Below are 21,171 nucleotides of genomic sequence, written 5' to 3'. Positions count from 1 at the left end.
TATGGTAATGTAAGGTTACGGCCAAATGCCGCACCGGGGCCGCAATGTTAGCCCAAAATGACAGATTTGACACCCGGGAGGGGAATAGATGTCGCAGACAGCGAAAGTGTTGCTGCTGTATGCCCATCCGGAATCACAGGACTCGGTGGCGAACCGGGTTTTGCTTAAGCCGGCAACGCAACTGCAAAACGTAACGGTGCATGACTTGTACGCCCGTTATCCTGATTTTTTTATTGATATTCCTTATGAACAGGCGCTGTTGCGCGAGCATGACGTTATTGTTTTTCAACATCCTCTTTATACCTATAGCTGCCCGGCACTGCTCAAAGAGTGGTTCGATCGCGTATTGAGCCGGGGCTTTGCCAGCGGGATCGGCGGGAACCAACTGGCGGGAAAGTACTGGCGTAGCGTGATTACCACCGGCGAGCCGGAGGCGGCTTATCGCCATGATGGTCTGAATCGCTACTCAATGAATGATATTTTGCGCCCCTTTGAGCTGACCGCCGCAATGTGCCGTATGCACTGGCTCAGCCCGATCATCATCTATTGGGCTCGTCGGCAGGCACCGCAGGAGCTGGCGAATCATGCCAAAGCTTACGGTGACTGGCTGGCCTCGCCATTGCTGCCGGGAGGTCGTTAATGGAAGGTTCCACGCTGTTACTGGCTGGCGTGTTATTCCTCTTTGCCGCCGTGGTTGCCGTACCGCTGGCCGCGCGTTTAGGTATTGGCGCGGTGCTCGGTTATTTGCTGGCGGGCATTGCGATTGGCCCGTGGGGGCTGGGGTTTATCAGCGACGTCGACGAAATCCTTCATTTCTCGGAGTTAGGCGTGGTGTTCCTGATGTTTATCATCGGGCTGGAGCTGAACCCGTCGAAGCTGTGGGAATTGCGTCGCTCTATCTTTGGTGTCGGCGCCGCGCAAGTATTGCTCAGTGCCGCGATCCTCGCCGGGTTATTAATGCTGACACAGTTTGCCTGGCAGGCGGCGGTGATTGGCGGCATTGGCCTTGCGATGTCATCCACGGCGATGGCGCTGCAACTGATGCGCGATAAAGGCATGAACCGCAGCGAGTCCGGGCAGCTTGGCTTCTCGGTGCTGCTGTTTCAGGACCTGGCGGTGATCCCGGCGCTGGCGCTGGTGCCGCTGCTGGCGGGTAACGGTGATAACCATCTCGACTGGATGAAGGTCGGCATGAAAGTGCTGGCGTTTGCGGGGATGCTGGTTGGCGGCCGTTATCTCCTGCGTCCGGTGTTTCGCTTTATTGCGGCTTCCGGCGTGCGCGAAGTGTTTACCGCCGCGACGCTGCTGCTGGTGCTGGGTTCGGCGCTGTTTATGGATGCGCTTGGGCTGTCGATGGCGTTAGGGACCTTTATCGCTGGTGTGCTGCTGGCAGAGAGCGAATATCGCCATGAACTGGAAATCGCTATCGATCCGTTTAAAGGGCTGTTGTTGGGGCTGTTCTTTATCTCGGTGGGGATGGCGCTGAATCTTGGTGTGCTCTATACCCATCTGTTGTGGGTGGTGATAAGTGTCGCAGTGCTGGTGGCGGTGAAAACGTTGGTGCTGTATGGGCTGGCGCGCATCTATGGTCTGCGTAGCGCAGAGCGGATGCAGTTCGCTGGGGTGTTAAGCCAGGGCGGCGAATTCGCTTTTGTCCTCTTTTCTACCGCCTCTTCTCAGCGCCTGTTCCAGGATGATCAACTGGCGCTGCTGCTGGTGACCGTCACGTTGTCGATGATGACCACGCCGCTACTGATGCGCAGCATTGATAAACTGCTCTCCCGGCGTTTTAACACGCCTGAAGATGAAGACGAAGCGCCGTGGGTAGACGACGACAAGCCGCAGGTGATTGTGGTCGGTTTTGGCCGTTTCGGGCAGGTGATTGGCCGCCTGTTAATGGCGAACAAAATGCGCATCACCGTGCTTGAGCGCGATATCAGCGCCGTCAACCTGATGCGTAAATACGGCTATAAGGTTTATTATGGCGATGCCACGCAGGTGGAATTGCTGCGCTCGGCGGGCGCGGAGGCGGCGCAATCTATTGTCATCACCTGTAATGATCCGCTCGATACGATGAAGCTGGTGGAGATTTGCCAGCAGCACTTTCCGCATTTGGCGATCCTGGCGCGGGCGCGGGGACGTGTGGAAGCCCATGAGTTATTGCAGGCGGGCGTGACGCAGTTTTCCCGTGAAACCTTCTCCAGTGCGCTGGAGTTGGGGCGTAAGGCGCTCATTTCGCTGGGAATGCATCCGCACCAGGCGCAGCGGGCGCAGTTGCACTTCAGGCGTCTGGATATGCGCATGCTGCGCGAGCTGATGCCGGTGCATACCGATACGGTACAAATTTCCCGCGTACGCGAAGCGCGGCGCGAGCTGGAGGAGATCTTCCAGCGTGAAATGCAGCAAGAGCGTCGCCAGTTAGACGGCTGGGACGAGTTTGAATAAGGGGATTCGAATGGCTGTACGAAAACGTTTTATCGCCGGCGCGACCTGTCCGGCATGCCAGGCGAAAGACTCCCTGGCAATGTGGCGTGAAAATAATGTCGATATTGTTGAATGTGTTAAGTGCGGGCATCAAATGCGCGAGGCGGATAAAGAAGCCCGTGAGCATGTTCGCAAAGATGAGCAAGTGATAGGGATTTTTCATCCGGACTAGCGATATCAGGCAGGATTTTTTAAGCTAAAGGGTACACGGGTGCAGAATTCCGCTACAATCTGCGCCAGTATTTTTCCCACTCTCAGGAGATATCATGAAAGTAGCAAAAGACCTGGTGGTCAGCCTGGCCTATCAGGTACGTACAGAAGACGGTGTATTGGTTGATGAGTCTCCGGTGAGTGCGCCGCTGGACTACCTGCACGGTCACGGTTCTCTGATCTCCGGTCTGGAAAACGCGCTGGACGGTCACGAAGTCGGCGACAAATTCGATGTGGCTGTTGGCGCGAACGACGCTTACGGTCAGTACGACGAAAACCTGGTACAACGCGTACCGAAAGACGTCTTTATGGGCGTTGACGAATTGCAGGTTGGCATGCGCTTCCTGGCCGAAACCGACCAGGGCCCGGTACCGGTAGAAATTACCGAAGTGGAAGATGACCACGTTGTGGTTGACGGTAACCACATGCTGGCAGGCCAAAATCTGAAGTTCAACGTTGAAGTTGTCGCTATCCGCGAAGCAACCGAAGAAGAACTGGCGCACGGCCACGTTCATGGTCCGCACGGTCACGATCATGACCACGACCACGATCATGATGGTTGCTGCGGTGGCCATGACCACGATCACGGTGGTAAAGGCGGCTGTGGTGGTAACGGCGGTTGCGGCTGCCACTAATAATACCCGTCGTCTTTCGCGCCGCAGGTGCGTTGGCTACGCTTTCAAACCCCGGTCACATAGTTTTCTATGCTCCCGGGGATTTTCAAGCTTGCCGCCTTCCGGCGATTCGAAATCCATAGGGTATAAATGCACTAAGCGGGGAAACCCGCTTTTTTTACGCCTCAATAATGGGGCGGTGGGGTCTCTTCCGATGGCGATGCCAGATGTGAAGGTTGGCTGGCTTTTACTTTCTCCACCAGCAAACGCACATGCTCACGCAGCTTTGCCATCTCCAGTTCATGCGCGATAACTGTCTGATTCAGCTCTTCAATGGTCATCTCCTGAAAAGCCAGGCGGCTTTCCAGTTCCGCCAGTCGCGCTTCGATTGTTAACTCTTGCATACTTCACCTCCTGATAGCGTCCGGCCTGATTTGCGTTAAACGGGCGGATTTTACTGAACTTTGCCTCGCGATACAGCATCAGGGCAGAAAAGCAGAAACTTATTTAAACAAAAATAGTCAGAAATCAGGTGAATTCGGGTGGAGTCCTTATGTTGATTTCTGCCGCAACGCTTTATAGTACGTTTCTTAACTTTATGTATAACCCTGGGGCGAGATGCCCCGGCCCCTGGAGAAATGGATGAAATCACTGTTTAAAGTCACGCTGCTGGCGACCACCATGGCCGTTGCCCTTCATGCACCGATCTCTTTCGCTGCGGATACCGCAACAAAAGACGCAGCAGCGACTGACAGCAAAGCGGCATTTAAAAATGACGACCAGAAATCCGCCTATGCACTGGGCGCGTCACTGGGCCGCTACATGGAAAATTCCCTGAAAGAACAGGAAAAACTGGGCATCAAACTGGATAAAGCTCAACTGATCGCTGGCGTGCAGGACGCGTTTGCTGATAAGAGCAAACTGAGCGATCAGGAAATCGAACAGACTCTGCAAGCATTTGAAACCCGTGTGAAAACTGCCGCGCAGGATCGCATGGAAAAAGACGCGACTGAAAACGAAGCAAAAGGCAAAGCCTTCCGCGATACCTTCGCCAAAGAAAAAGGCGTGAAAACCTCAGAATCTGGCCTGCTGTATAAAGTCGAAAAAGCGGGTACTGGCGATGCGCCGAAAGACAGCGACACGGTAGTGGTGAACTACAAAGGTACGCTGATTGACGGAAAAGAGTTTGATAACTCTTACACCCGTGGCGAACCGCTCTCCTTCCGTCTTGATGGTGTGATCCCGGGCTGGACCGAAGGCCTGAAAAACATCAAGAAGGGCGGCAAAATCAAGCTGGTTATCCCGCCGGCACTGGCTTACGGTAAAACCGGCGTTCCGGGTATTCCGGCTAACTCCACGCTGGTCTTCGACGTAGAACTGCTGGATATCAAACCGGCACCGAAAGCGGACGCCGCCGCACCAGAAGCGGCTCCGGCAGCAGGCGATAAAGCGGCTGATGCGAAAGACGCCGATACCAGTAAGAAATAAAACTGTGAAACGCGCCGCCTTCGGGCGGCGTTTTTTTTTGCACCAGGCATATAATTCTGGAATGCTTCACCTACGATGTATTAATTTATATCCCCATACGAATACTGAGCCTGCCCTGAAAACATAACGACAGGCTCCTGAAAAGGAGTGTTTTTTTTCATGTCCAGGTCGCTATTAACCAACGAAACCAGTGAGCTTGATCTGCTGGATCAACGTCCTTTCGATCAGACCGACTTCGATATCCTCAAATCCTATGAAGCGGTGGTGGACGGGTTAGCGATGCTCATTGGTTCGCACTGCGAAATCGTTTTGCACTCTTTGCAGGATCTCAAATGTTCCGCCATCCGCATCGCCAACGGCGAGCATACCGGGCGTAAAATTGGCTCCCCTATTACCGATCTCGCGCTGCGTATGCTGCACGATATGACTGGTGCTGACAGTAGCGTTTCGAAGTGCTACTTCACGCGGGCGAAAAGCGGCGTACTGATGAAATCAGTGACGATTGCCATCCGTAACCGCGATCACCGGGTGATTGGTCTGCTGTGCATCAACATGAACCTTGATGTGCCGTTCTCGCAAATTATGAGCACCTTTGTCCCGCCTGAAACCCCGGATGTTGGCTCCTCGGTGAATTTCGCTTCTTCCGTTGAAGATTTGGTCATGCAAACGCTGGAATTCACCATCGAAGAGGTTAACGCCGATCGTAACGTTTCCAACAACGCCAAGAACCGTCAGATAGTTCTCAACCTCTACGAGAAAGGCATCTTCGATATTAAAGACGCCATTAACCAGGTCGCTGACCGCCTGAATATCTCGAAACACACCGTTTACCTCTACATTCGCCAGTTCAAAAGCGGCGATTTCTCCGGGCAAGATCGTTAATGCGTTTTGCTCTGATGGTGACCGGCCCGGCGTATGGTACCCAGCAGGCCAGCAGTGCGTATCAATTTGCCCTTGCGTTGCTTGACGCCGGACATACGCTGAGTAGCGTCTTTTTTTATCGTGAAGGGGTGAGCAACGCGAATGCGCTCACGGCGCCCGCCAGCGACGAGTTTGACCTTGTTCGCGCCTGGCAGCGTCTTCATGATGAACAGCATGTGGAACTGCATATCTGTGTTGCCGCCGCACTGCGCCGTGGCGTGGTCGATGAGACCGAAGCGCAGCGGCTGGCGCTTGCTGGCGCAAATCTACAGGCTGGGTTTTCCCTCACCGGGTTAGGCGCGCTGGCGGAAGCGGCGCTCTCCTGCGATAGAGTGGTGCAGTTCTGATGAAACGTATCGCTTTTGTTTTTAACTCTGCCCCCCACGGTTCTTCTTCGGGGCGTGAAGGCCTGGATGCGCTGCTCGCCACATCCGCGTTTAGCGACGATATCGGCGTGTTTTTTGTCGGCGACGGCGTGTTTCAGTTGCTGGCGAACCAGCAACCAGCGGCGATTCTGGCGCGGGATTACATCGCAACGTTTAAAGTCCTTCCTCTTTATGACATCGACCAGTACTGGCTGTGTGCGGCTTCCTTGCGCGAGCGTGGCTTAGGCGCAGAGACGGCATTTGTGCTGCCGGCTCAGCCCCTGGAGCCGCAAGCTTTACGTGAACAGCTTAACCAGTATGCTGTCGTGCTGACCTTCTGAGGCGTTTATGCTGCTTACTTTGTCCCGCTCACCCTGGCAGTGCGATATGGCGGCGATGCTGCGTCTGCTGCGTTCTGGCGACGACCTGCTGCTGTTATCTGACGGGGTCATGGCTGCGCTGGAAAGTGGCCCCTTTGTTGAATTATTACTCAGCGCCCCCATATCAGTGCATGTGTTAAAAGAGGATGTTGACGCGCGCGGCCTTGATGGTCAAATTTCGAGCAGTGTTGCCACGGTTAGCTATACTGATTTTGTTAGCCTGACGGTGAAAAACGCCGTTCAGCTGCATTGGTAATGTGGGATCGCTGTATATTTCTTGACACCTTTTAAGCACAGCCATAAAATTCTGCGTCCTCATATTACATGAGGCCGTTTTATTACGTGTTTACGAAGCAAAAGCTAAAACCAGGAGCTATTTAATGGCAACAGTTAACCAGCTGGTACGCAAACCACGCGCACGCAAAGTTGCAAAGAGCAACGTGCCTGCGCTGGAAGCATGCCCGCAGAAACGTGGCGTATGTACTCGTGTATATACCACCACCCCGAAAAAACCGAACTCCGCACTGCGTAAAGTTTGCCGTGTTCGTTTAACCAACGGTTTCGAAGTGACTTCCTACATAGGTGGTGAAGGTCACAACCTGCAGGAGCACTCCGTGATCCTGATCCGTGGCGGTCGTGTAAAAGACCTCCCGGGTGTTCGTTACCATACCGTTCGTGGCGCGCTTGACTGCTCCGGTGTTAAAGACCGTAAGCAAGCTCGTTCCAAGTACGGCGTGAAACGTCCTAAGGCTTAATGGTTCTCCGTTAAGTAAGGCCAAACTGTTTTAACTTAATGTCAAACTAAACTCTTCGAGTTTTGGACAATCCTGAATTAACAACGGAGTATTTCCATGCCACGTCGTCGTGTTATTGGTCAGCGTAAAATTCTGCCGGATCCTAAGTTCGGATCAGAACTGCTGGCGAAATTTGTAAATATCCTGATGGTAGACGGTAAAAAATCTACCGCAGAAACAATCGTATACAGCGCGCTGGAGACCCTGGCTCAGCGTTCTGGTAAAAATGAACTGGAAGCTTTCGAAGTAGCTCTCGAAAACGTGCGCCCGACTGTCGAAGTTAAGTCTCGCCGCGTTGGTGGTTCTACTTACCAGGTTCCGGTTGAAGTTCGTCCGGTTCGTCGTAATGCTCTGGCAATGCGTTGGATCGTTGAAGCTGCTCGTAAACGCGGTGATAAATCCATGGCTCTGCGCCTGGCGAACGAACTTTCCGATGCTGCGGACAACAAAGGTACCGCAGTTAAGAAACGTGAAGACGTTCACCGTATGGCCGAAGCCAACAAGGCGTTCGCACACTACCGTTGGTAATCCCTTCGGAGTTTTAGCCAACAGGCGGGCGCTTCCAGTAAGTCGCCCGCCGTTTGGCAACTTAAATCTGAACGCCTAAAAGACACAAACGAGGAATCAAATGGCTCGTACAACACCCATCGCACGTTACCGTAACATCGGTATCAGTGCGCACATCGACGCCGGTAAAACCACGACTACCGAACGTATTCTGTTCTACACCGGTGTGAACCACAAAATCGGTGAAGTTCACGACGGCGCCGCAACCATGGACTGGATGGAGCAGGAGCAAGAGCGTGGTATTACTATCACCTCCGCAGCGACTACTGCATTCTGGTCTGGCATGGCGAAGCAGTATGAACCGCATCGCGTCAACATCATCGACACCCCGGGGCACGTTGACTTCACTATCGAAGTAGAACGTTCCATGCGTGTTCTGGATGGTGCGGTAATGGTTTACTGCGCCGTTGGTGGTGTTCAGCCGCAGTCTGAAACCGTATGGCGTCAGGCAAACAAATATAAAGTTCCACGCATTGCGTTCGTTAACAAAATGGACCGCATGGGTGCAAACTTCCTGAAAGTTGTAAACCAGATTAAAACCCGTCTGGGCGCGAACCCGGTTCCGCTGCAACTGGCAATTGGTGCTGAAGAAGGTTTCACCGGTGTTGTTGACCTGGTGAAAATGAAAGCCATCAACTGGAACGATGCTGATCAGGGCGTTACCTTCACTTATGAAGATATCCCGGCTGATATGCAGGATCTGGCTGAAGAATGGCATCAGAACCTGATCGAATCCGCCGCTGAAGCTTCAGAAGAGCTGATGGAGAAATACCTGGGTGGTGAAGAACTGACTGAAGAAGAGATCAAAACTGCTCTGCGTCAGCGTGTTCTGAACAACGAAATCATCCTGGTAACTTGCGGTTCTGCGTTCAAGAACAAAGGCGTTCAGGCGATGCTGGATGCGGTAATTGATTACCTGCCGTCCCCGACTGACGTTCCTGCGATCAACGGTATGCTGGACGATGGTAAAGATACCCCGGCTGAGCGTCACGCAAGTGATGAAGAGCCGTTCGCTGCACTGGCGTTCAAAATTGCGACCGACCCGTTCGTAGGTAACCTGACCTTCTTCCGCGTTTACTCTGGTGTGGTTAACTCTGGTGATACCGTGCTGAACTCCGTGAAATCTGCACGTGAGCGTTTCGGTCGTATCGTTCAGATGCACGCTAACAAACGTGAAGAGATCAAAGAAGTTCGCGCAGGCGACATCGCGGCAGCTATCGGTCTGAAAGACGTGATCACCGGTGATACCCTGTGTGATCCGGACAATCCGATCATTCTGGAGCGTATGGAATTCCCGGAACCGGTAATCTCCATCGCCGTAGAACCGAAAACCAAAGCTGACCAGGAAAAAATGGGTCTGGCTCTGGGCCGTCTGGCTAAAGAAGACCCGTCTTTCCGCGTATGGACTGACGAAGAATCTAACCAGACCATCATCGCTGGTATGGGTGAGCTGCACCTCGACATCATCGTCGACCGTATGAAACGTGAGTTCAACGTTGAAGCGAACGTGGGTAAACCGCAGGTTGCTTACCGTGAAGCGATTCGTGCGAAAGTTACCGATATCGAAGGTAAACACGCCAAGCAGTCTGGTGGTCGCGGTCAGTATGGTCATGTTGTTATCGACATGTACCCGCTGGAACCGGGCTCAAACCCGAAAGGTTATGAGTTCATCAACGACATCAAAGGTGGTGTAATTCCTGGCGAATACATCCCGGCCGTTGATAAAGGTATCCAGGAACAGCTGAAATCTGGTCCGCTGGCAGGTTATCCGGTTGTAGACTTAGGTGTTCGTCTGCACTTCGGTTCTTACCATGACGTTGACTCCTCTGAACTGGCGTTTAAACTGGCGGCTTCTATCGCCTTTAAAGAAGGCTTCAAGAAAGCAAAACCTGTTCTGCTTGAGCCGATCATGAAGGTTGAAGTTGAGACTCCGGAAGAAAACACCGGTGACGTTATCGGTGACTTGAGTCGTCGCCGTGGTATGTTGCGCGGCCAGGAAACCAACGTTACTGGCGTTGTGATCCATGCTGAAGTTCCGCTGTCTGAAATGTTCGGGTACGCAACTCAGCTGCGTTCTCTGACTAAAGGTCGTGCTTCTTACTCTATGGAGTTCCTGAAGTATGATGATGCGCCGAACAACGTTGCTCAGGCCGTAATTGAAGCCCGTGGTAAATAAGCCGCAGGGTTAAAACCAAAGTCCCGTGCTCTCTCCTTTGAGGGAGAGCACTATAGTAAGGAATAAAGCCGTGTCTAAAGAAAAATATGAACGTACTAAACCGCACGTCAACGTCGGTACTATCGGCCACGTTGACCCCACCGGATCGGTCAACCGATCCTTAAACGATCGGCATTAGCCGAAAGGCTCCTTATTTTTCTGCTGTCATCGCTCAGGTCAGATCATCAGGGCGAATGTGCCGGCCCACACAATGACCATCACCGAAATGCCCATAAAGAAATATTTCACGTTCATCGCTCCGCATACAAAGTATGCACTTATGACCTATCAGGACTGAGTATAGAGAGGTGAAACTACGCCAAAAGGAAAATGAGACTTTTCTCCGTTTCGGCCACAGCTCCATCTCAGAATTCGGGTGAATTCATCACCAAACGGGGGCTAATGTACGCTTAATTTTTTACCCTTACAAGAGCCTTTTTTCTATTTACTTTTAGTGACTTACAATGTGTCGGGCTTTGGCGACACAATACTTTCGCCGCTAAATAAATCCTCGTTGAGCGACGCAATTTGCTCTCAGCTGAAACGCTTCATTTCCGCTTGAAATATAAGGCTAATTTTATGATTCAGGTCACATAATGAGCAAAGCAGGAATCTTCAACCGTCGCTAAACGGCGACGAAAGAAAAATAAAAGATGTCTGGCTTTGCACTCCCGGCGATTAATTATGCGCAGTTGACAACACAATCATTATGCAAATAAATGTCTATACAACCCATGACAAGAGAACCGTATGATTGAGCTGACCTCTGACGATCGCCTCTGGCATAACGCGACGCTGGCGACCCTGGATCCATTGCGGCCACAACCTTACGGGCTGGTTGAACAACATGCGTTGGTGGTGCGAAACGGCGTTATCCGGGCGATAGTGCCGCAGGCCGATCTTCCGGCAGAAATGCCGCATAGTGTGGATCTTGCCGGCCGCCTGGTGACGCCCGGTTTGATCGATTGCCACACGCACCTGGTTTTTGCCGGTAACCGTGCGCAGGAGTGGGAGCAGCGCCTGAACGGGGTCTCTTATCAGCACATTAGCGCGCAGGGTGGTGGCATCAATGCCACCGTGCAGGCGACGCGTCAGAGCAGCGAAGCGGAACTCACCGCGCTGGCACAGTCGCGGCTGACAAGGCTGATGCGCGAAGGCGTGACCCTTGTGGAGATAAAATCCGGTTACGGGCTGGATGTGGCGAGCGAAGAGAAAATGCTACGCGTGGCCGGGACGCTGGCGCAAACCAACGCTGTTGAAATCAGCCGTACTCTGCTCGCCGCGCACGCCACGCCGCCGGAATATAAAAACGACCCGGATGGCTATATCCACCTGGTCTGCGAAACCATCCTGCCGTCGCTGTGGCAAAAAGGGCTGTTTGAGGCCGTGGACGTATTTTGTGAAAACGTCGGCTTTAGCCCGGCGCAAACCGGGCGGGTGTTTCGCGCCGCCCGGGCGCTGGGCATTCCGGTGAAAGGGCACGTTGAGCAGCTCTCTTCGCTTGGTGGCGCAGAATTGGTCAGCCGTTTTCAGGGCTTGTCCGCCGATCATATTGAATACCTCAGCGAAGCGGGCGTGGCGGCGATGCGCGCCAGCGGTACGGTGGCTGTATTGCTGCCCGGCGCGTTCTATTTTCTTAACGAAACACAAAAACCACCGGTGGATTTACTGCGCCAGCAGGGCGTACCGATGGCGATAGCGACGGATTTCAACCCCGGCACCAGCCCGTTTGCCAGCCTGCATCTGGCAATGAACATGGCCTGCGTACAATTTGGCCTGACGCCGGAAGAGGCCTGGGCTGGCGTGACGCGCCATGCCGCGCAGGCGCTTGGCCGCCAGCAGACGCACGGCCAGTTAGCGCCAGGTTTTGTGGCGGATTTCGTCGTCTGGGATGCGGCGCATCCGGTGGAAATGGTTTATGAGCCGGGGCGTAATCCGCTCTATCAGCGCATCTTTCGCGGCGAGGTCACACCATGAATCTCTGGCACCCGGTGGCCGCTTCGTGCTGGCAAGGGCGGGACGACAGCAGCGAAGCCGCGAATGCGCTGCGCCTTTTTCAAACCATCACGCAGCCGGGCGTGTTTGCCCCTGAGCACCATCGTGGAAAAATTGCGCTACTCGGCTTTGAGTGTGATGAAGGCGTAAAGCGCAATCAGGGCCGCCCCGGCGCAGCGCAGGGGCCGAATGTCTTGCGCCAGGCGCTGGCGAATATGGCAAGCCAGGTCGGGCATAATCAGTTAGTCGAGATGGGCAATATCCGGGCGCAGCCGGAGCAACTGGAAAGCGCGCAACAGGCGCTGCACGACGCGGTACTGGCCTGCCAGCAGTCACACATGCGCACGCTGGTTTTCGGCGGCGGGCATGAAACTGCCTTCGGCCACGGCGCTGCTATCCTTGATGCCTTTCCGAATGAGCAGGTCGGCATTATCAATCTCGACGCCCACCTGGATTTGCGCCACGCTTCCCGCGCCAGTTCCGGCACGCCTTTTCGCCAGCTGGCGCAGCAATGCGAGGCGCAGCAACGCGATTTTAACTATAGCTGCCTCGGCGCCAGCCGTGCGGCCAATACCCAGACCCTGTGGGATGAAGCCGCGCGTCGCAAGGTCAAGGTGATTGAAGACCTGGCCGTGTTGAACCGCTTTGATACGCAGGTTTTGCCTGAAATCGAACGGATCATTGCCTGTTACGACAGGCTCTATCTGACTATCGATCTCGATGTGCTTCCGGCCTGGGAGATGCCCGCCGTTTCCGCGCCTGCCGCCCCTGGTGTGCCGCTTCATCTGCTCCTGCGCATTGTTGAACCCCTGTGTCGCAGCGGTAAAATGCAGGCAGTCGATCTGGTCGAGTTTAACCCGCTATTTGATAACGCCGGGCAGGGGGCGAAAGCCGCCGCACGGCTGGCCTGGCAAATCGTTCACTGGTGGCAGTGAACACTAAGATAAGGAACAGCCGCGTTATGTATTCGCCACGCTCCCGAATTGCATCCGCCAGTGCGCCGGTGCCGTTTTATGAAAAAGTGAAGCAGGCTATCAGCGAAAAAATTTACGACGGTACATGGCGACCCCACGACCGTATTCCCTCCGAAGCGGAGCTGGTGGCGCAGTTTGGTTTTAGCCGTATGACCATCAACCGTGCGGTGCGTGAGTTAACCGATGAAGGGTTACTGGTGCGTTTGCAGGGCGTGGGGACATTTGTCGCCGAGCCAAAAGGCCAGTCCGCGCTGTTTGAAGTGCGCAGCATTGCCGATGAAATCGCTACCCGCCATCATCAACACCGCTGCGAAGTGCTGCTGCTGGAAGAGCGGCTCGCCGATGTCACCCAGGCAGCGGCGCTAAATGTGGCGGAAGGGACGCGGATTTTTCACTCAAAAATGGTCCATTTTGAAAATGAGATCCCGGTGCAGATTGAAGATCGCAGCGTCAATGCGTCGGTGGTGCCTGATTATTTGCAGCAGGATTACACACAAACCACCGCCCATGCTTATCTGTCGCTTATCGCGCCGCTCACCGAAGGGGAACACATTGTGGAAGCCGTTAAGGCAACGCCAGAAGAGTGCCGCCTGTTGCACATTCAGGAGCACGATCCCTGTTTGCTGATCCGCCGCCGCACCTGGTCCACCTCGCATATTGTTTCCCATGCCAGCCTGCTTTTCCCTGGCGCCCGCTACCGCTTGCAGGGTCATTTCAGCTCTTGATCTCGTCGCGTCAGTAAAAGCGTGATTGCTGACGCACTATCACAAAATTGTATCAAACTTGTTAAAACCTGCCTTGCGCGTAATTGTATAGACAAGTATATGTGTTTACACACCCACCGCGTGATTTCAGGAGAAAACGATGTCGCATACCCGCCATCGCCCGCAGGCGATCCGCGCCCCGCGAGGCACAGTGCTGACGGCCAAAAGCTGGCTTACCGAAGCGCCGCTACGCATGCTAATGAATAATCTCGATCCGGATGTGGCGGAAAACCCCGCTGCGCTGGTGGTGTATGGCGGGATTGGCCGCGCGGCGCGCAACTGGGAGTGTTATGACGCCATCATCAACGCGCTGACCAACCTTGAGCACGACGAAACGCTGCTGGTGCAGTCCGGCAAACCGGTGGGCGTATTTAAAACCCACGACAATGCGCCGCGCGTGCTGATCGCTAACTCCAACCTCGTGCCGCACTGGGCAAACTGGGAGCACTTCAACGAACTGGATGCAAAAGGGCTGGCGATGTACGGCCAGATGACCGCTGGCAGCTGGATTTACATCGGCAGCCAGGGGATCATCCAGGGAACTTATGAAACCTTTGTCGAAGCCGGTCGTCAGCATTATGGCGGCAACTTGCAAGGGCGCTGGATCTTAACCGCCGGGCTCGGTGGCATGGGCGGCGCGCAGCCGCTGGCGGCAACCCTTGCTGGTGCCTGTTCGCTGGTTATTGAGTGCCAGCAAAGCCGCATCGATTTTCGCCTGCGCACACGCTATGTCGATGAGCAAGCCACCTCGCTGGACGACGCGCTGGCACGTATTAAACGCTACACCGGCGAAGGGAAAGCCGTCTCCGTTGCGCTATGTGCCAATGCGGCAGAAATTTTACCGGCGCTGATTAAACGCGGCGTGCGCCCCGATATGGTCACTGATCAAACCAGCGCCCACGATCCGCTGCACGGTTATTTGCCGCAAGGCTGGACGTGGGAGGAGTATCAGCGCAAGGCCGAATTGGATCCGCAGGGGACGGTACAAGCCGCTAAACGCAGTATGGCGGCGCACGTTACCGCGATGCTGGCCTTTAGCCAGATGGGCGTTCCAACCTTCGATTACGGCAACAATATTCGCCAGATGGCCAAAGAGATGGGCGTGGTGAACGCCTTCGATTTTCCCGGTTTTGTCCCGGCCTATATCCGCCCGCTGTTCTGCCGGGGCATCGGCCCGTTTCGCTGGGTGGCGCTCTCCGGCGATGCGCAGGATATCTATAAAACCGATGCCAAAGTAAAAGAGATGATTGATGACCCGCACCTGCACCGCTGGCTGGAAATGGCGCGCGAGCGCATCAGCTTTCAGGGTTTACCGGCCAGGATCTGCTGGGTGGGGCTGGCGTGGCGGCAAAAACTGGGTCTGGCATTTAATGAGATGGTGCGCAGTGGCGAAGTCTCTGCACCGATTGTGATTGGCCGCGATCATCTTGATTCCGGCTCGGTTGCCAGCCCGAACCGCGAAACCGAAGCGATGCGCGACGGTTCCGACGCCGTGTCGGACTGGCCGCTGCTCAACGCACTGCTTAATACCGCCAGCGGAGCAACCTGGGTGTCGCTGCACCACGGCGGCGGCGTCGGGATGGGATTTTCCCAACACGCCGGGATGGTCATTGTCTGTGACGGCACGGACGAAGCGGCTGCGCGTATTGCCCGCGTGCTGCATAACGATCCGGCGACGGGCGTTATGCGCCACGCCGATGCTGGTTATGACAGCGCAGTTGAGTGTGCCGTTGAGCAAGGACTTAATCTTCCTATGATCGCCGCAACCCAGGAACATCGCTAATCATGAATAACTTCACGCTTATTCCCGGCCAACTGACGCTGGCGCAGTTGCGCGACATTTACCGCCAACCTTTTCATATCACGCTGGATGACAGCGCTTTTGCCGCGATCAATGACAGCGTGGCGTGTGTCAACGCCATCATGGCAGAAGGGCGCACGGCCTACGGCATCAATACCGGTTTCGGCCTGCTGGCGCAAACCCGTATCGCGACAGAGGATCTCGAAAATCTGCAACGTTCGCTGGTGCTTTCTCATGCTGCCGGGGTAGGCGAGCCGCTGGATGATGCCATGGTGCGCCTGATTATTCTGCTGAAAGTTAACAGCCTGGCGCGCGGTTTTTCCGGCATCCGCTTGCAGGTGATTCAACTGCTGGTGGGGATGATTAACGCGGGCGTTTATCCGTGGATCCCGGTCAAAGGCTCGGTGGGCGCGTCCGGTGATCTTGCACCCCTGGCGCATATGTCGCTGACGCTGCTCGGCGAGGGAAAAGCCCGCTGGCAAGGAGAGTGGCTGCCTTCCACCGAGGCGTTGAAAAATGCCGGGCTGGCACCGTTGACGCTGGCGGCGAAAGAGGGGCTGGCGCTACTGAATGGCACGCAAACGTCCACTGCGTTTGCGCTGCGCGGTTTGTTTGAGGCGGAAGCGTTGTTCGCCTCAGCGGTGGTGTGTGGCGCGCTGACCACCGAGGCGGCGCTCGGCTCCCGTCGCCCGTTCGATGCCCGTATTCATGAGGTACGCGGCCAACGTGGGCAGATCGATGCTGCGGCGTTGTATCGCCATCTGCTGACGGACGACAGCGCGATTGCCCGGTCGCATCACAACTGCAATAAAGTGCAGGATCCCTATTCACTGCGCTGCCAGCCGCAGGTGATGGGCGCGTGTTTAACGCAACTGCGTTTCGCCGCTGACGTGCTGTTAACCGAGGCCAATGCCGTGTCGGATAACCCGCTGGTTTTTGCCGCTGAAAACGAGGTGATTTCGGGCGGCAATTTTCATGCGGAACCGGTCGCCATGGCAGCAGATAACATCGCGCTGGCGATTGCTGAAATCGGTGCGCTGGCCGAGCGGCGCATCGCGTTATTGATGGATAGCCATATGTCACAACTGCCGCCATTCCTGGTGAAAAATGGTGGGGTGAACTCTGGCTTTATGATCGCCCAGGTTACCGCCGCAGCGCTGGCGAGCGAGAACAAAGCGCTGGCGCACCCGCACAGCGTCGACAGCCTGCCGACATCGGCCAATCAGGAAGATCACGTTTCGATGGCACCTGCCGCCGGTCGTCGCTTATGGGAAATGGCGGCAAATACGCGCGGGGTGATCGCCGTCGAGTGGCTGGCCGCCTGCCAGGGCCTCGATATGCGCGAAGGGCTTACCACCAGTCCGTTGCTGGAGCAGGCCCGGAATCTGCTGCGCGAACAGGTTGCGCATTATGATAAAGACCGCTATTTCGCGCCGGATATAGACACGGCCATGCAGTTATTGAGTGAAGGACATTTGACGCGGCTGGTGCCTGCGATTTTGCCGGATTACAACTGATGACAGCATGAAGGATATGCGCGCCCATCTTCCGGTTATGCCATGGAGTTGGTAAATTGAGCAGCTGAATCTAAAAACGGCCAGAAGGGAATTCAGGGTGAGCGGAAAAATTGACTATCAGATTGAGAAGTATAGCTTTGCAGACGCCGCCGGAACGCCTCGCCTGGCGCAGCAGTGGCGCGATGTTCTCGACGAGTGCCGCCAGCTTAAGGCTGGAGCAGAAGAACGGCTGCGAATCGCGCTGCTGAACGTCGATTACGTCACCAGTTTTGAACTTCCCTTCCGATTATTACTCACCCGCGCGCCGCAGCTGATTGCTGGCCTGCGTGACGAATTCCAGCTTGCCCAGAAAAACGTGATTTTCAACGGTAAGCGTTTCGGCTGCGTCTATAGCCTGAAAACCGATTTGAGTGACATTCCCGATGCGTTTCAATACCGCCTCGCCACAAGAATCCGACGAGTGGATCCGACAGGCGCTACGGCTGCGCCTTACCAGCAAATCGCCAAAGAAGTGAAGGCTCCGCGTGAACGGCTTAAACTGGCGCTTGAATCAAGATTACAGGTCACAGCACTGGATGGGCTTTTCTGGTTTGGCATTCAGCGCATTGCCGCTGATGTGCAGAGGTTGAGAAAAACTGGTATGGCGATCGCGACGGCGGAAAGCGAAGTATTTGATGATCTTACGGGTACGACACGGCTTATCCCGGTTTACCGGTCTGGCAGTCGTTAGGAAAGGAAATACTGGTGTCCCCTGCAGGAATCGAACCTGCAACTAGCCCTTAGGAGGGGCTCGTTATATCCATTTAACTAAGGGGACTTTTTCGGGTTATTTTACGTTTACCCTGAAGCGCTGGCATGTTACCGCAAGTCTGCGTCATGACTCAATATTTTCGTTCCCGGTTGTTCGCTTTGTGTCCATTTGCTGTGCTTTTCACCCTGGCTTTGCCGGGCTGTGCGTACTTAATGAACAAAATCATTAAGTACAAAACACGATAACCCTCCCCACGATATCGTGTGGGGAGGGGCAAAATTATAGTGACACGTTAGCAACAGTCCCATCAGGAATATGGCTGTAATACCAATAATCATGGTTAATTTTTACAGATTTCATCTTGTCTACCTGAAGAGTGCGTTCAGTGTTATTAACTTTTACGGTAATGGGTTTATTAACCGGTTGCTGGCTGATGATAATAAAATCACCTGTCGAATTAGCGTAGGCGGATTTACCGTCAGAGAGGTTTATTACTTTACCATTAGCAATTACAGAATAATCAAAGCCGACTGTTTTTCTGAAAATGTTATTAACGCTATAGTATTCGCCATAAACCGCAGGGTCATGGAATAAACCAAACTGGCCGCCGCTATTTTGCATTTTTACAAAATGGTAATCAGGGATCGTAAAGTCCAGGTTGCCTTGCGACACTTCTTTTTTAATGATGCTTAGCCTGACCTGTTCTTGCAGTGCAACGCGCACATAACTTTTATACATCAATGTATATGACCATAAGAATGTCCCTGCACACAAAATTGTAATTGCCGTTACGCCGATGACGCCTTTTTTAATACCGCTAATCAGAATGCTATACGCAATAAACGAAATAGCGAACAGGAAAAACATAAATGTTCCGTTCACTACTCTGTCCGGATATGAAGGCGAGGCAAACATGATCAGCACGGTTCCGATGCCAATAACGATCATCAGGATGGCGGGTGCGATATATTTTTTATCGATCTTAGAACGGAGGTTTTTATTAAAAATAACTAACAGTACAAGCAGAAAGAGAACAACGTAGCAAATCCAGATTAACGCCAGATGATTATGCACACGCTCTGTTACGTGAATGGCAATGCGCTCCAGCAGCGGTTTCCCATACCAAAATGCTTTGTCACTGGCGCGGACAAAGTTACCCGGGGATAAGATAAGTGTGCACGAACCGATTAACGTGAAAAGCGTGTATATGGCTTTGTTTTTAGAGACCGTTTTCGTCATCCACAATTCGTAAGCCATCGCCAGTAAAGCGAGCAGGAATACAAAGGGCGAAACGCTTTCATTGGAACAACCGGCCATAAAGCTCAGAACAATCACTAATGGGCTTATTTTCTTTATATTGTCGGCTGTAATCTGATAAATATAGAAAACCCATGCGGCAACAAATAAATTCGTCCACAGATAATTTGCTGCACCAACAAGCCAAAAAGTGGTCTGCCCTAAGTTAGGGTTGGATATCCAGTAAGTGAAAAATATTAATGGTACGAGAATATTATCGCTCTTTGCCCAGCGCAGCGTTTTGGCCGGTGTTTTTGCAATGAAATAACAAAATGCTAAAACGGCAGCGGCAGTAGAAAACGAATAGACAAATTGTGACTGGCTAACAAGAATCAGTGAACTTGCATAATCCGCAATAATGCGCCCACTCCAGGTGAGATAGTGGTGAATATGCGCTTCAGGCGATATGCCTAAAAGAAAATATCGGTAATCATCAGAGTGAATAGGGGTAAGCCATTCAATGGCGAAAATAGCCAGAAAGGCGAGAATGAGAATGGCTGATTTATATAAATTTCCTGACATAATAGTTAACTTTCCAGAGTGTTTTTTCTTTTTTTAACGATATAACGAGGTCTGTTTTTGACTTCGGTATAAACCCGCCCCATATATTCGCCAAGGATCCCAATGCCAATAAGTTGAATGCCGCCTAAAAATAATATGGCAGTCATTAACGAAGGATAGCCGGGGACAGGATTACCCCAGAACCATTTATCTATTACCATCCAGATGGCATAAAAGAATGACAGTAATGAAACGCCAAGCCCGATATAAGTCCAGATACGTAACGGGAATGTAGAAAAACTGGTTATCCCATCAAGTGCAAGGTTCCACAGTTTCCAGCCGTTGAATTTTGACTTCCCGGCAACGCGATCGGCGCGGATATATTCGACAACGTCAACATTACCTCCCACCCATGAAAGGATACCTTTCATAAAAAGATTACGTTCAGAGAGTAATTTGATGTTTTCGACCACGTCGCGCGACATCAGACGAAAATCGCCAACGTTTTCCTCGACCTCCCACCCATGAAAGGATACCTTTCATAAAAAGATTACGTTCAGAGAGTAATTTGATGTTTTCGACCACGTCGCGCGACATCAGACGAAAATCGCCAACGTTTTCCTCGATTTGCGGATTACTGATTTTGTTATGCAGCTTATAGAACCATTCCGCTGTTTTGCGCTTCAGTCGGCCATCGCTCGACCGGTCAGAACGTTTTGCCAACACCATGTCGGCACCCGCTCGCCATTTCGCTATCAAATGCGGGATCACTTCTATCGGATCCTGCAAATCAACGTCGATGGGGATAATCGCATCGCCCGTGGCATGCTCAAGACCGGCAAAAAGAGCCGATTCCTTACCGAAATTACGGGTGAATGAGAGCGGTACAACCAGCGGATCCGGGAGCGCAAGCGCGTTAATAATGGATTCCGTCTTATCTTTGCTGCCATCGTTGATGAAGACTATCTCAATCGTATATTTCTTTAACGCTTCAAATTCGCGAACAGTTTTATAGAAAATAGGTATTGCCTCCTCTTCATTGAAGACGGGCACGACCAGAGAGATTTTCATTTAACGTCCCTGAATACAATAAGCTTTGAATAGGTAAACCCGCACACCAGACTGATGGCAGAGAAGAGCACGAGCGTTACCACAGGCTGCATTCCCGACTTATCGGCACACCAGCCCACTAACGCGCTCAACACACCCATAAAAACGACATACATGAGGTAACGCCCGGTTGTGGCCGATGCTTTAAAGGTGAATCTGGCATTTGCAAAGAAGCTGAAACTGACAGCGACAACGAACCCCGCAAGGTTCGCTAACGCCTGGCTTGTGTGTAAGCCATAAACGCAGAGAGAGAAAATGACCCAATGCAAAGCCGTATTGAGCAGGCCAATGGAAGTATACGTCGTGAATCGTTTTAACATTACTTAAGTCAATGAGTCGCCGGTTCCCGAAGTCTATCAGACAACTCTTACGAGATCATTATGGCTATTCGCCTGCACGCGCCTGGCCAGCGCGTGCAGGATGA

At 53.2% G+C, this 21,171-nt stretch carries 22 protein-coding genes, 1 tRNA gene and 3 pseudogenes; 19 read left to right on the top strand and 7 right to left on the bottom strand.

All coding sequences use genetic code 11. The features are described from left to right. Positions 1–88: 88 nt before the first annotated feature. The 4 genes from kefG to slyD all read left to right on the top strand — a co-directional run bounded on the left by kefG (position 89) and on the right by slyD (position 3,329). Entirely contained in the window at positions 89–640 is a 552-nt protein-coding gene (kefG, locus tag Q5705_05045) for a glutathione-regulated potassium-efflux system ancillary protein KefG (GenBank protein WLI77924.1), read from the top strand. Beyond that, on the top strand, positions 640–2,445 hold the full coding sequence (kefB, locus tag Q5705_05040; GenBank protein WLI77923.1) for a glutathione-regulated potassium-efflux system protein KefB: 1,806 nt from the start codon (positions 640–642) through the stop codon (positions 2,443–2,445). Before kefG ends, kefB begins: the two co-directional genes overlap by 1 nt. A gap of 10 nt (positions 2,446–2,455) precedes the next feature. Further along, positions 2,456–2,656, top strand: coding sequence for a YheV family putative zinc ribbon protein (locus Q5705_05035; protein ID WLI77922.1), 201 nt, complete (start codon positions 2,456–2,458; stop codon positions 2,654–2,656). A gap of 94 nt (positions 2,657–2,750) precedes the next feature. Then, positions 2,751–3,329 (top strand): peptidylprolyl isomerase, encoded by a 579-nt coding sequence (gene slyD / locus Q5705_05030; protein ID WLI77921.1) that lies wholly within the window; start codon positions 2,751–2,753, stop codon positions 3,327–3,329. Positions 3,330–3,493: 164 nt separating this feature from the next. Here slyD and Q5705_05025 read toward each other — a convergent pair whose 3' ends face one another. Then, complete coding sequence (locus Q5705_05025; GenBank protein ID WLI77920.1) at positions 3,494–3,712, bottom strand: SlyX family protein; 219 nt, start codon at positions 3,710–3,712, stop codon at positions 3,494–3,496. A 238-nt stretch (positions 3,713–3,950) separates the two neighbouring features. Between Q5705_05025 and fkpA the strand changes: the two genes are divergently transcribed. The 9 genes and pseudogenes from fkpA (at position 3,951) to Q5705_04980 (ending at position 10,135) form a co-directional block, all read left to right on the top strand. Further along, positions 3,951–4,796 (top strand): FKBP-type peptidyl-prolyl cis-trans isomerase, encoded by an 846-nt coding sequence (gene fkpA, locus Q5705_05020; protein ID WLI77919.1) that lies wholly within the window; start codon positions 3,951–3,953, stop codon positions 4,794–4,796. A gap of 159 nt (positions 4,797–4,955) precedes the next feature. After that, the gene (locus Q5705_05015) at positions 4,956–5,678 is read left to right on the top strand and encodes a transcriptional regulator (GenBank protein ID WLI77918.1); all 723 of its coding nucleotides are present in this window, start codon (positions 4,956–4,958) and stop codon (positions 5,676–5,678) included. Beyond that, positions 5,678–6,064: a sulfurtransferase complex subunit TusD gene (gene tusD, locus Q5705_05010; protein ID WLI77917.1), complete on the top strand. Its 387-nt coding sequence runs from the start codon at positions 5,678–5,680 to the stop codon at positions 6,062–6,064. Before Q5705_05015 ends, tusD begins: the two co-directional genes overlap by 1 nt. Beyond that, positions 6,064–6,423, top strand: a complete 360-nt coding sequence (gene tusC / locus Q5705_05005; protein ID WLI77916.1) for a sulfurtransferase complex subunit TusC — start codon at positions 6,064–6,066, stop codon at positions 6,421–6,423. Before tusD ends, tusC begins: the two co-directional genes overlap by 1 nt. Positions 6,424–6,430: 7 nt before the next feature. Further along, entirely contained in the window at positions 6,431–6,718 is a 288-nt protein-coding gene (tusB, locus tag Q5705_05000; protein WLI77915.1) for a sulfurtransferase complex subunit TusB, read from the top strand. Positions 6,719–6,842: 124 nt separating this feature from the next. Beyond that, positions 6,843–7,217, top strand: coding sequence for a 30S ribosomal protein S12 (gene rpsL, locus Q5705_04995; protein WLI77914.1), 375 nt, complete (start codon positions 6,843–6,845; stop codon positions 7,215–7,217). Positions 7,218–7,313: 96 nt separating this feature from the next. After that, positions 7,314–7,784: a 30S ribosomal protein S7 gene (gene rpsG, locus Q5705_04990; GenBank protein ID WLI77913.1), complete on the top strand. Its 471-nt coding sequence runs from the start codon at positions 7,314–7,316 to the stop codon at positions 7,782–7,784. 100 nt (positions 7,785–7,884) lie between these two features. Beyond that, positions 7,885–9,999, top strand: coding sequence for an elongation factor G (gene fusA / locus Q5705_04985; protein WLI77912.1), 2,115 nt, complete (start codon positions 7,885–7,887; stop codon positions 9,997–9,999). Positions 10,000–10,069: 70 nt separating this feature from the next. After that, positions 10,070–10,135: pseudogene (locus Q5705_04980) on the top strand (hypothetical protein). 80 nt (positions 10,136–10,215) lie between these two features. Here the strand turns inward: Q5705_04980 and ypdK are convergent. After that, a complete protein-coding gene (gene ypdK, locus Q5705_04975; GenBank protein ID WLI78973.1) occupies positions 10,216–10,287 on the bottom strand; it encodes a membrane protein YpdK in 72 nt (23 codons plus the stop codon). Positions 10,288–10,747: 460 nt separating this feature from the next. Here ypdK and hutI point away from each other — a divergent pair. From hutI to Q5705_04945, 6 genes and pseudogenes are all read left to right on the top strand, one after another. Then, positions 10,748–12,015: pseudogene (gene hutI, locus Q5705_04970) on the top strand (imidazolonepropionase). Next, positions 12,012–12,968, top strand: a complete 957-nt coding sequence (gene hutG / locus Q5705_04965; protein ID WLI77911.1) for a formimidoylglutamase — start codon at positions 12,012–12,014, stop codon at positions 12,966–12,968. The pseudogene hutI and the gene hutG overlap by 4 nt, the downstream one beginning before the upstream one ends. 26 nt (positions 12,969–12,994) lie before the next feature. After that, complete coding sequence (locus Q5705_04960; protein WLI77910.1) at positions 12,995–13,732, top strand: histidine utilization repressor; 738 nt, start codon at positions 12,995–12,997, stop codon at positions 13,730–13,732. Positions 13,733–13,871: 139 nt separating this feature from the next. Further along, positions 13,872–15,554 carry a urocanate hydratase gene (gene hutU / locus Q5705_04955; protein ID WLI77909.1) on the top strand — a complete coding sequence of 561 codons (1,683 nt, stop codon included), beginning with the start codon at positions 13,872–13,874 and terminating at the stop codon, positions 15,552–15,554. A 2-nt stretch (positions 15,555–15,556) separates the two neighbouring features. After that, positions 15,557–17,089 carry a histidine ammonia-lyase gene (hutH, locus tag Q5705_04950; protein ID WLI77908.1) on the top strand — a complete coding sequence of 511 codons (1,533 nt, stop codon included), beginning with the start codon at positions 15,557–15,559 and terminating at the stop codon, positions 17,087–17,089. Positions 17,090–17,186: 97 nt separating this feature from the next. Further along, the gene (locus Q5705_04945) at positions 17,187–17,819 is read left to right on the top strand and encodes a DNA-binding protein (protein WLI77907.1); all 633 of its coding nucleotides are present in this window, start codon (positions 17,187–17,189) and stop codon (positions 17,817–17,819) included. A gap of 12 nt (positions 17,820–17,831) precedes the next feature. Here Q5705_04945 and Q5705_04940 read toward each other — a convergent pair. The 5 genes and pseudogenes from Q5705_04940 to Q5705_04920 form a co-directional block, all read right to left on the bottom strand. Further along, positions 17,832–17,906: transfer RNA gene (locus Q5705_04940), tRNA-Arg, on the bottom strand. Positions 17,907–18,119: 213 nt separating this feature from the next. After that, positions 18,120–19,658, bottom strand: a complete 1,539-nt coding sequence (locus Q5705_04935; GenBank protein WLI77906.1) for a DUF6056 family protein — start codon at positions 19,656–19,658, stop codon at positions 18,120–18,122. A gap of 5 nt (positions 19,659–19,663) precedes the next feature. After that, the gene (locus Q5705_04930) at positions 19,664–20,068 is read right to left on the bottom strand and encodes a hypothetical protein (protein WLI77905.1); all 405 of its coding nucleotides are present in this window, start codon (positions 20,066–20,068) and stop codon (positions 19,664–19,666) included. Positions 20,069–20,147: 79 nt separating this feature from the next. Next, positions 20,148–20,708: pseudogene (locus Q5705_04925) on the bottom strand (glycosyltransferase family 2 protein). Next, complete coding sequence (locus tag Q5705_04920; GenBank protein ID WLI77904.1) at positions 20,705–21,067, bottom strand: GtrA family protein; 363 nt, start codon at positions 21,065–21,067, stop codon at positions 20,705–20,707. Before Q5705_04920 ends, Q5705_04925 begins: the two are co-directional and overlap by 4 nt. Between the last annotated feature and the right edge of the window lie 104 nt (positions 21,068–21,171).

This window comes from Kosakonia sp. H02 (assembly GCA_030704225.1).
Lineage (GTDB): Bacteria > Pseudomonadota > Gammaproteobacteria > Enterobacterales > Enterobacteriaceae > Kosakonia.
The sequence above is the reverse complement of the archived record's forward strand: the minus strand, read 5'-3'. Positions and strand labels throughout refer to the sequence as shown.

Bases quoted from the DNA above. Each gene is read 5' to 3' on its own strand.
- kefG (WLI77924.1), top strand. From the start codon at position 89: ATGTCGCAGACAGCGAAAGTGTTGCTGCTGTATGCCCATCCGGAATCA.
- kefB (WLI77923.1), top strand. From the start codon at position 640: ATGGAAGGTTCCACGCTGTTACTGGCTGGCGTGTTATTCCTCTTTGCC.
- Q5705_05035 (WLI77922.1), top strand. From the start codon at position 2,456: ATGGCTGTACGAAAACGTTTTATCGCCGGCGCGACCTGTCCGGCATGC.
- slyD (WLI77921.1), top strand. From the start codon at position 2,751: ATGAAAGTAGCAAAAGACCTGGTGGTCAGCCTGGCCTATCAGGTACGT.
- Q5705_05025 (WLI77920.1), bottom strand. From the start codon at position 3,712: ATGCAAGAGTTAACAATCGAAGCGCGACTGGCGGAACTGGAAAGCCGC.
- fkpA (WLI77919.1), top strand. From the start codon at position 3,951: ATGAAATCACTGTTTAAAGTCACGCTGCTGGCGACCACCATGGCCGTT.
- Q5705_05015 (WLI77918.1), top strand. From the start codon at position 4,956: ATGTCCAGGTCGCTATTAACCAACGAAACCAGTGAGCTTGATCTGCTG.
- tusD (WLI77917.1), top strand. From the start codon at position 5,678: ATGCGTTTTGCTCTGATGGTGACCGGCCCGGCGTATGGTACCCAGCAG.
- tusC (WLI77916.1), top strand. From the start codon at position 6,064: ATGAAACGTATCGCTTTTGTTTTTAACTCTGCCCCCCACGGTTCTTCT.
- tusB (WLI77915.1), top strand. From the start codon at position 6,431: ATGCTGCTTACTTTGTCCCGCTCACCCTGGCAGTGCGATATGGCGGCG.
- rpsL (WLI77914.1), top strand. From the start codon at position 6,843: ATGGCAACAGTTAACCAGCTGGTACGCAAACCACGCGCACGCAAAGTT.
- rpsG (WLI77913.1), top strand. From the start codon at position 7,314: ATGCCACGTCGTCGTGTTATTGGTCAGCGTAAAATTCTGCCGGATCCT.
- fusA (WLI77912.1), top strand. From the start codon at position 7,885: ATGGCTCGTACAACACCCATCGCACGTTACCGTAACATCGGTATCAGT.
- hutG (WLI77911.1), top strand. From the start codon at position 12,012: ATGAATCTCTGGCACCCGGTGGCCGCTTCGTGCTGGCAAGGGCGGGAC.
- Q5705_04960 (WLI77910.1), top strand. From the start codon at position 12,995: ATGTATTCGCCACGCTCCCGAATTGCATCCGCCAGTGCGCCGGTGCCG.
- hutU (WLI77909.1), top strand. From the start codon at position 13,872: ATGTCGCATACCCGCCATCGCCCGCAGGCGATCCGCGCCCCGCGAGGC.
- hutH (WLI77908.1), top strand. From the start codon at position 15,557: ATGAATAACTTCACGCTTATTCCCGGCCAACTGACGCTGGCGCAGTTG.
- Q5705_04935 (WLI77906.1), bottom strand. From the start codon at position 19,658: ATGTCAGGAAATTTATATAAATCAGCCATTCTCATTCTCGCCTTTCTG.
- Q5705_04930 (WLI77905.1), bottom strand. From the start codon at position 20,068: ATGAAAGGTATCCTTTCATGGGTGGGAGGTAATGTTGACGTTGTCGAA.
- Q5705_04920 (WLI77904.1), bottom strand. From the start codon at position 21,067: ATGTTAAAACGATTCACGACGTATACTTCCATTGGCCTGCTCAATACG.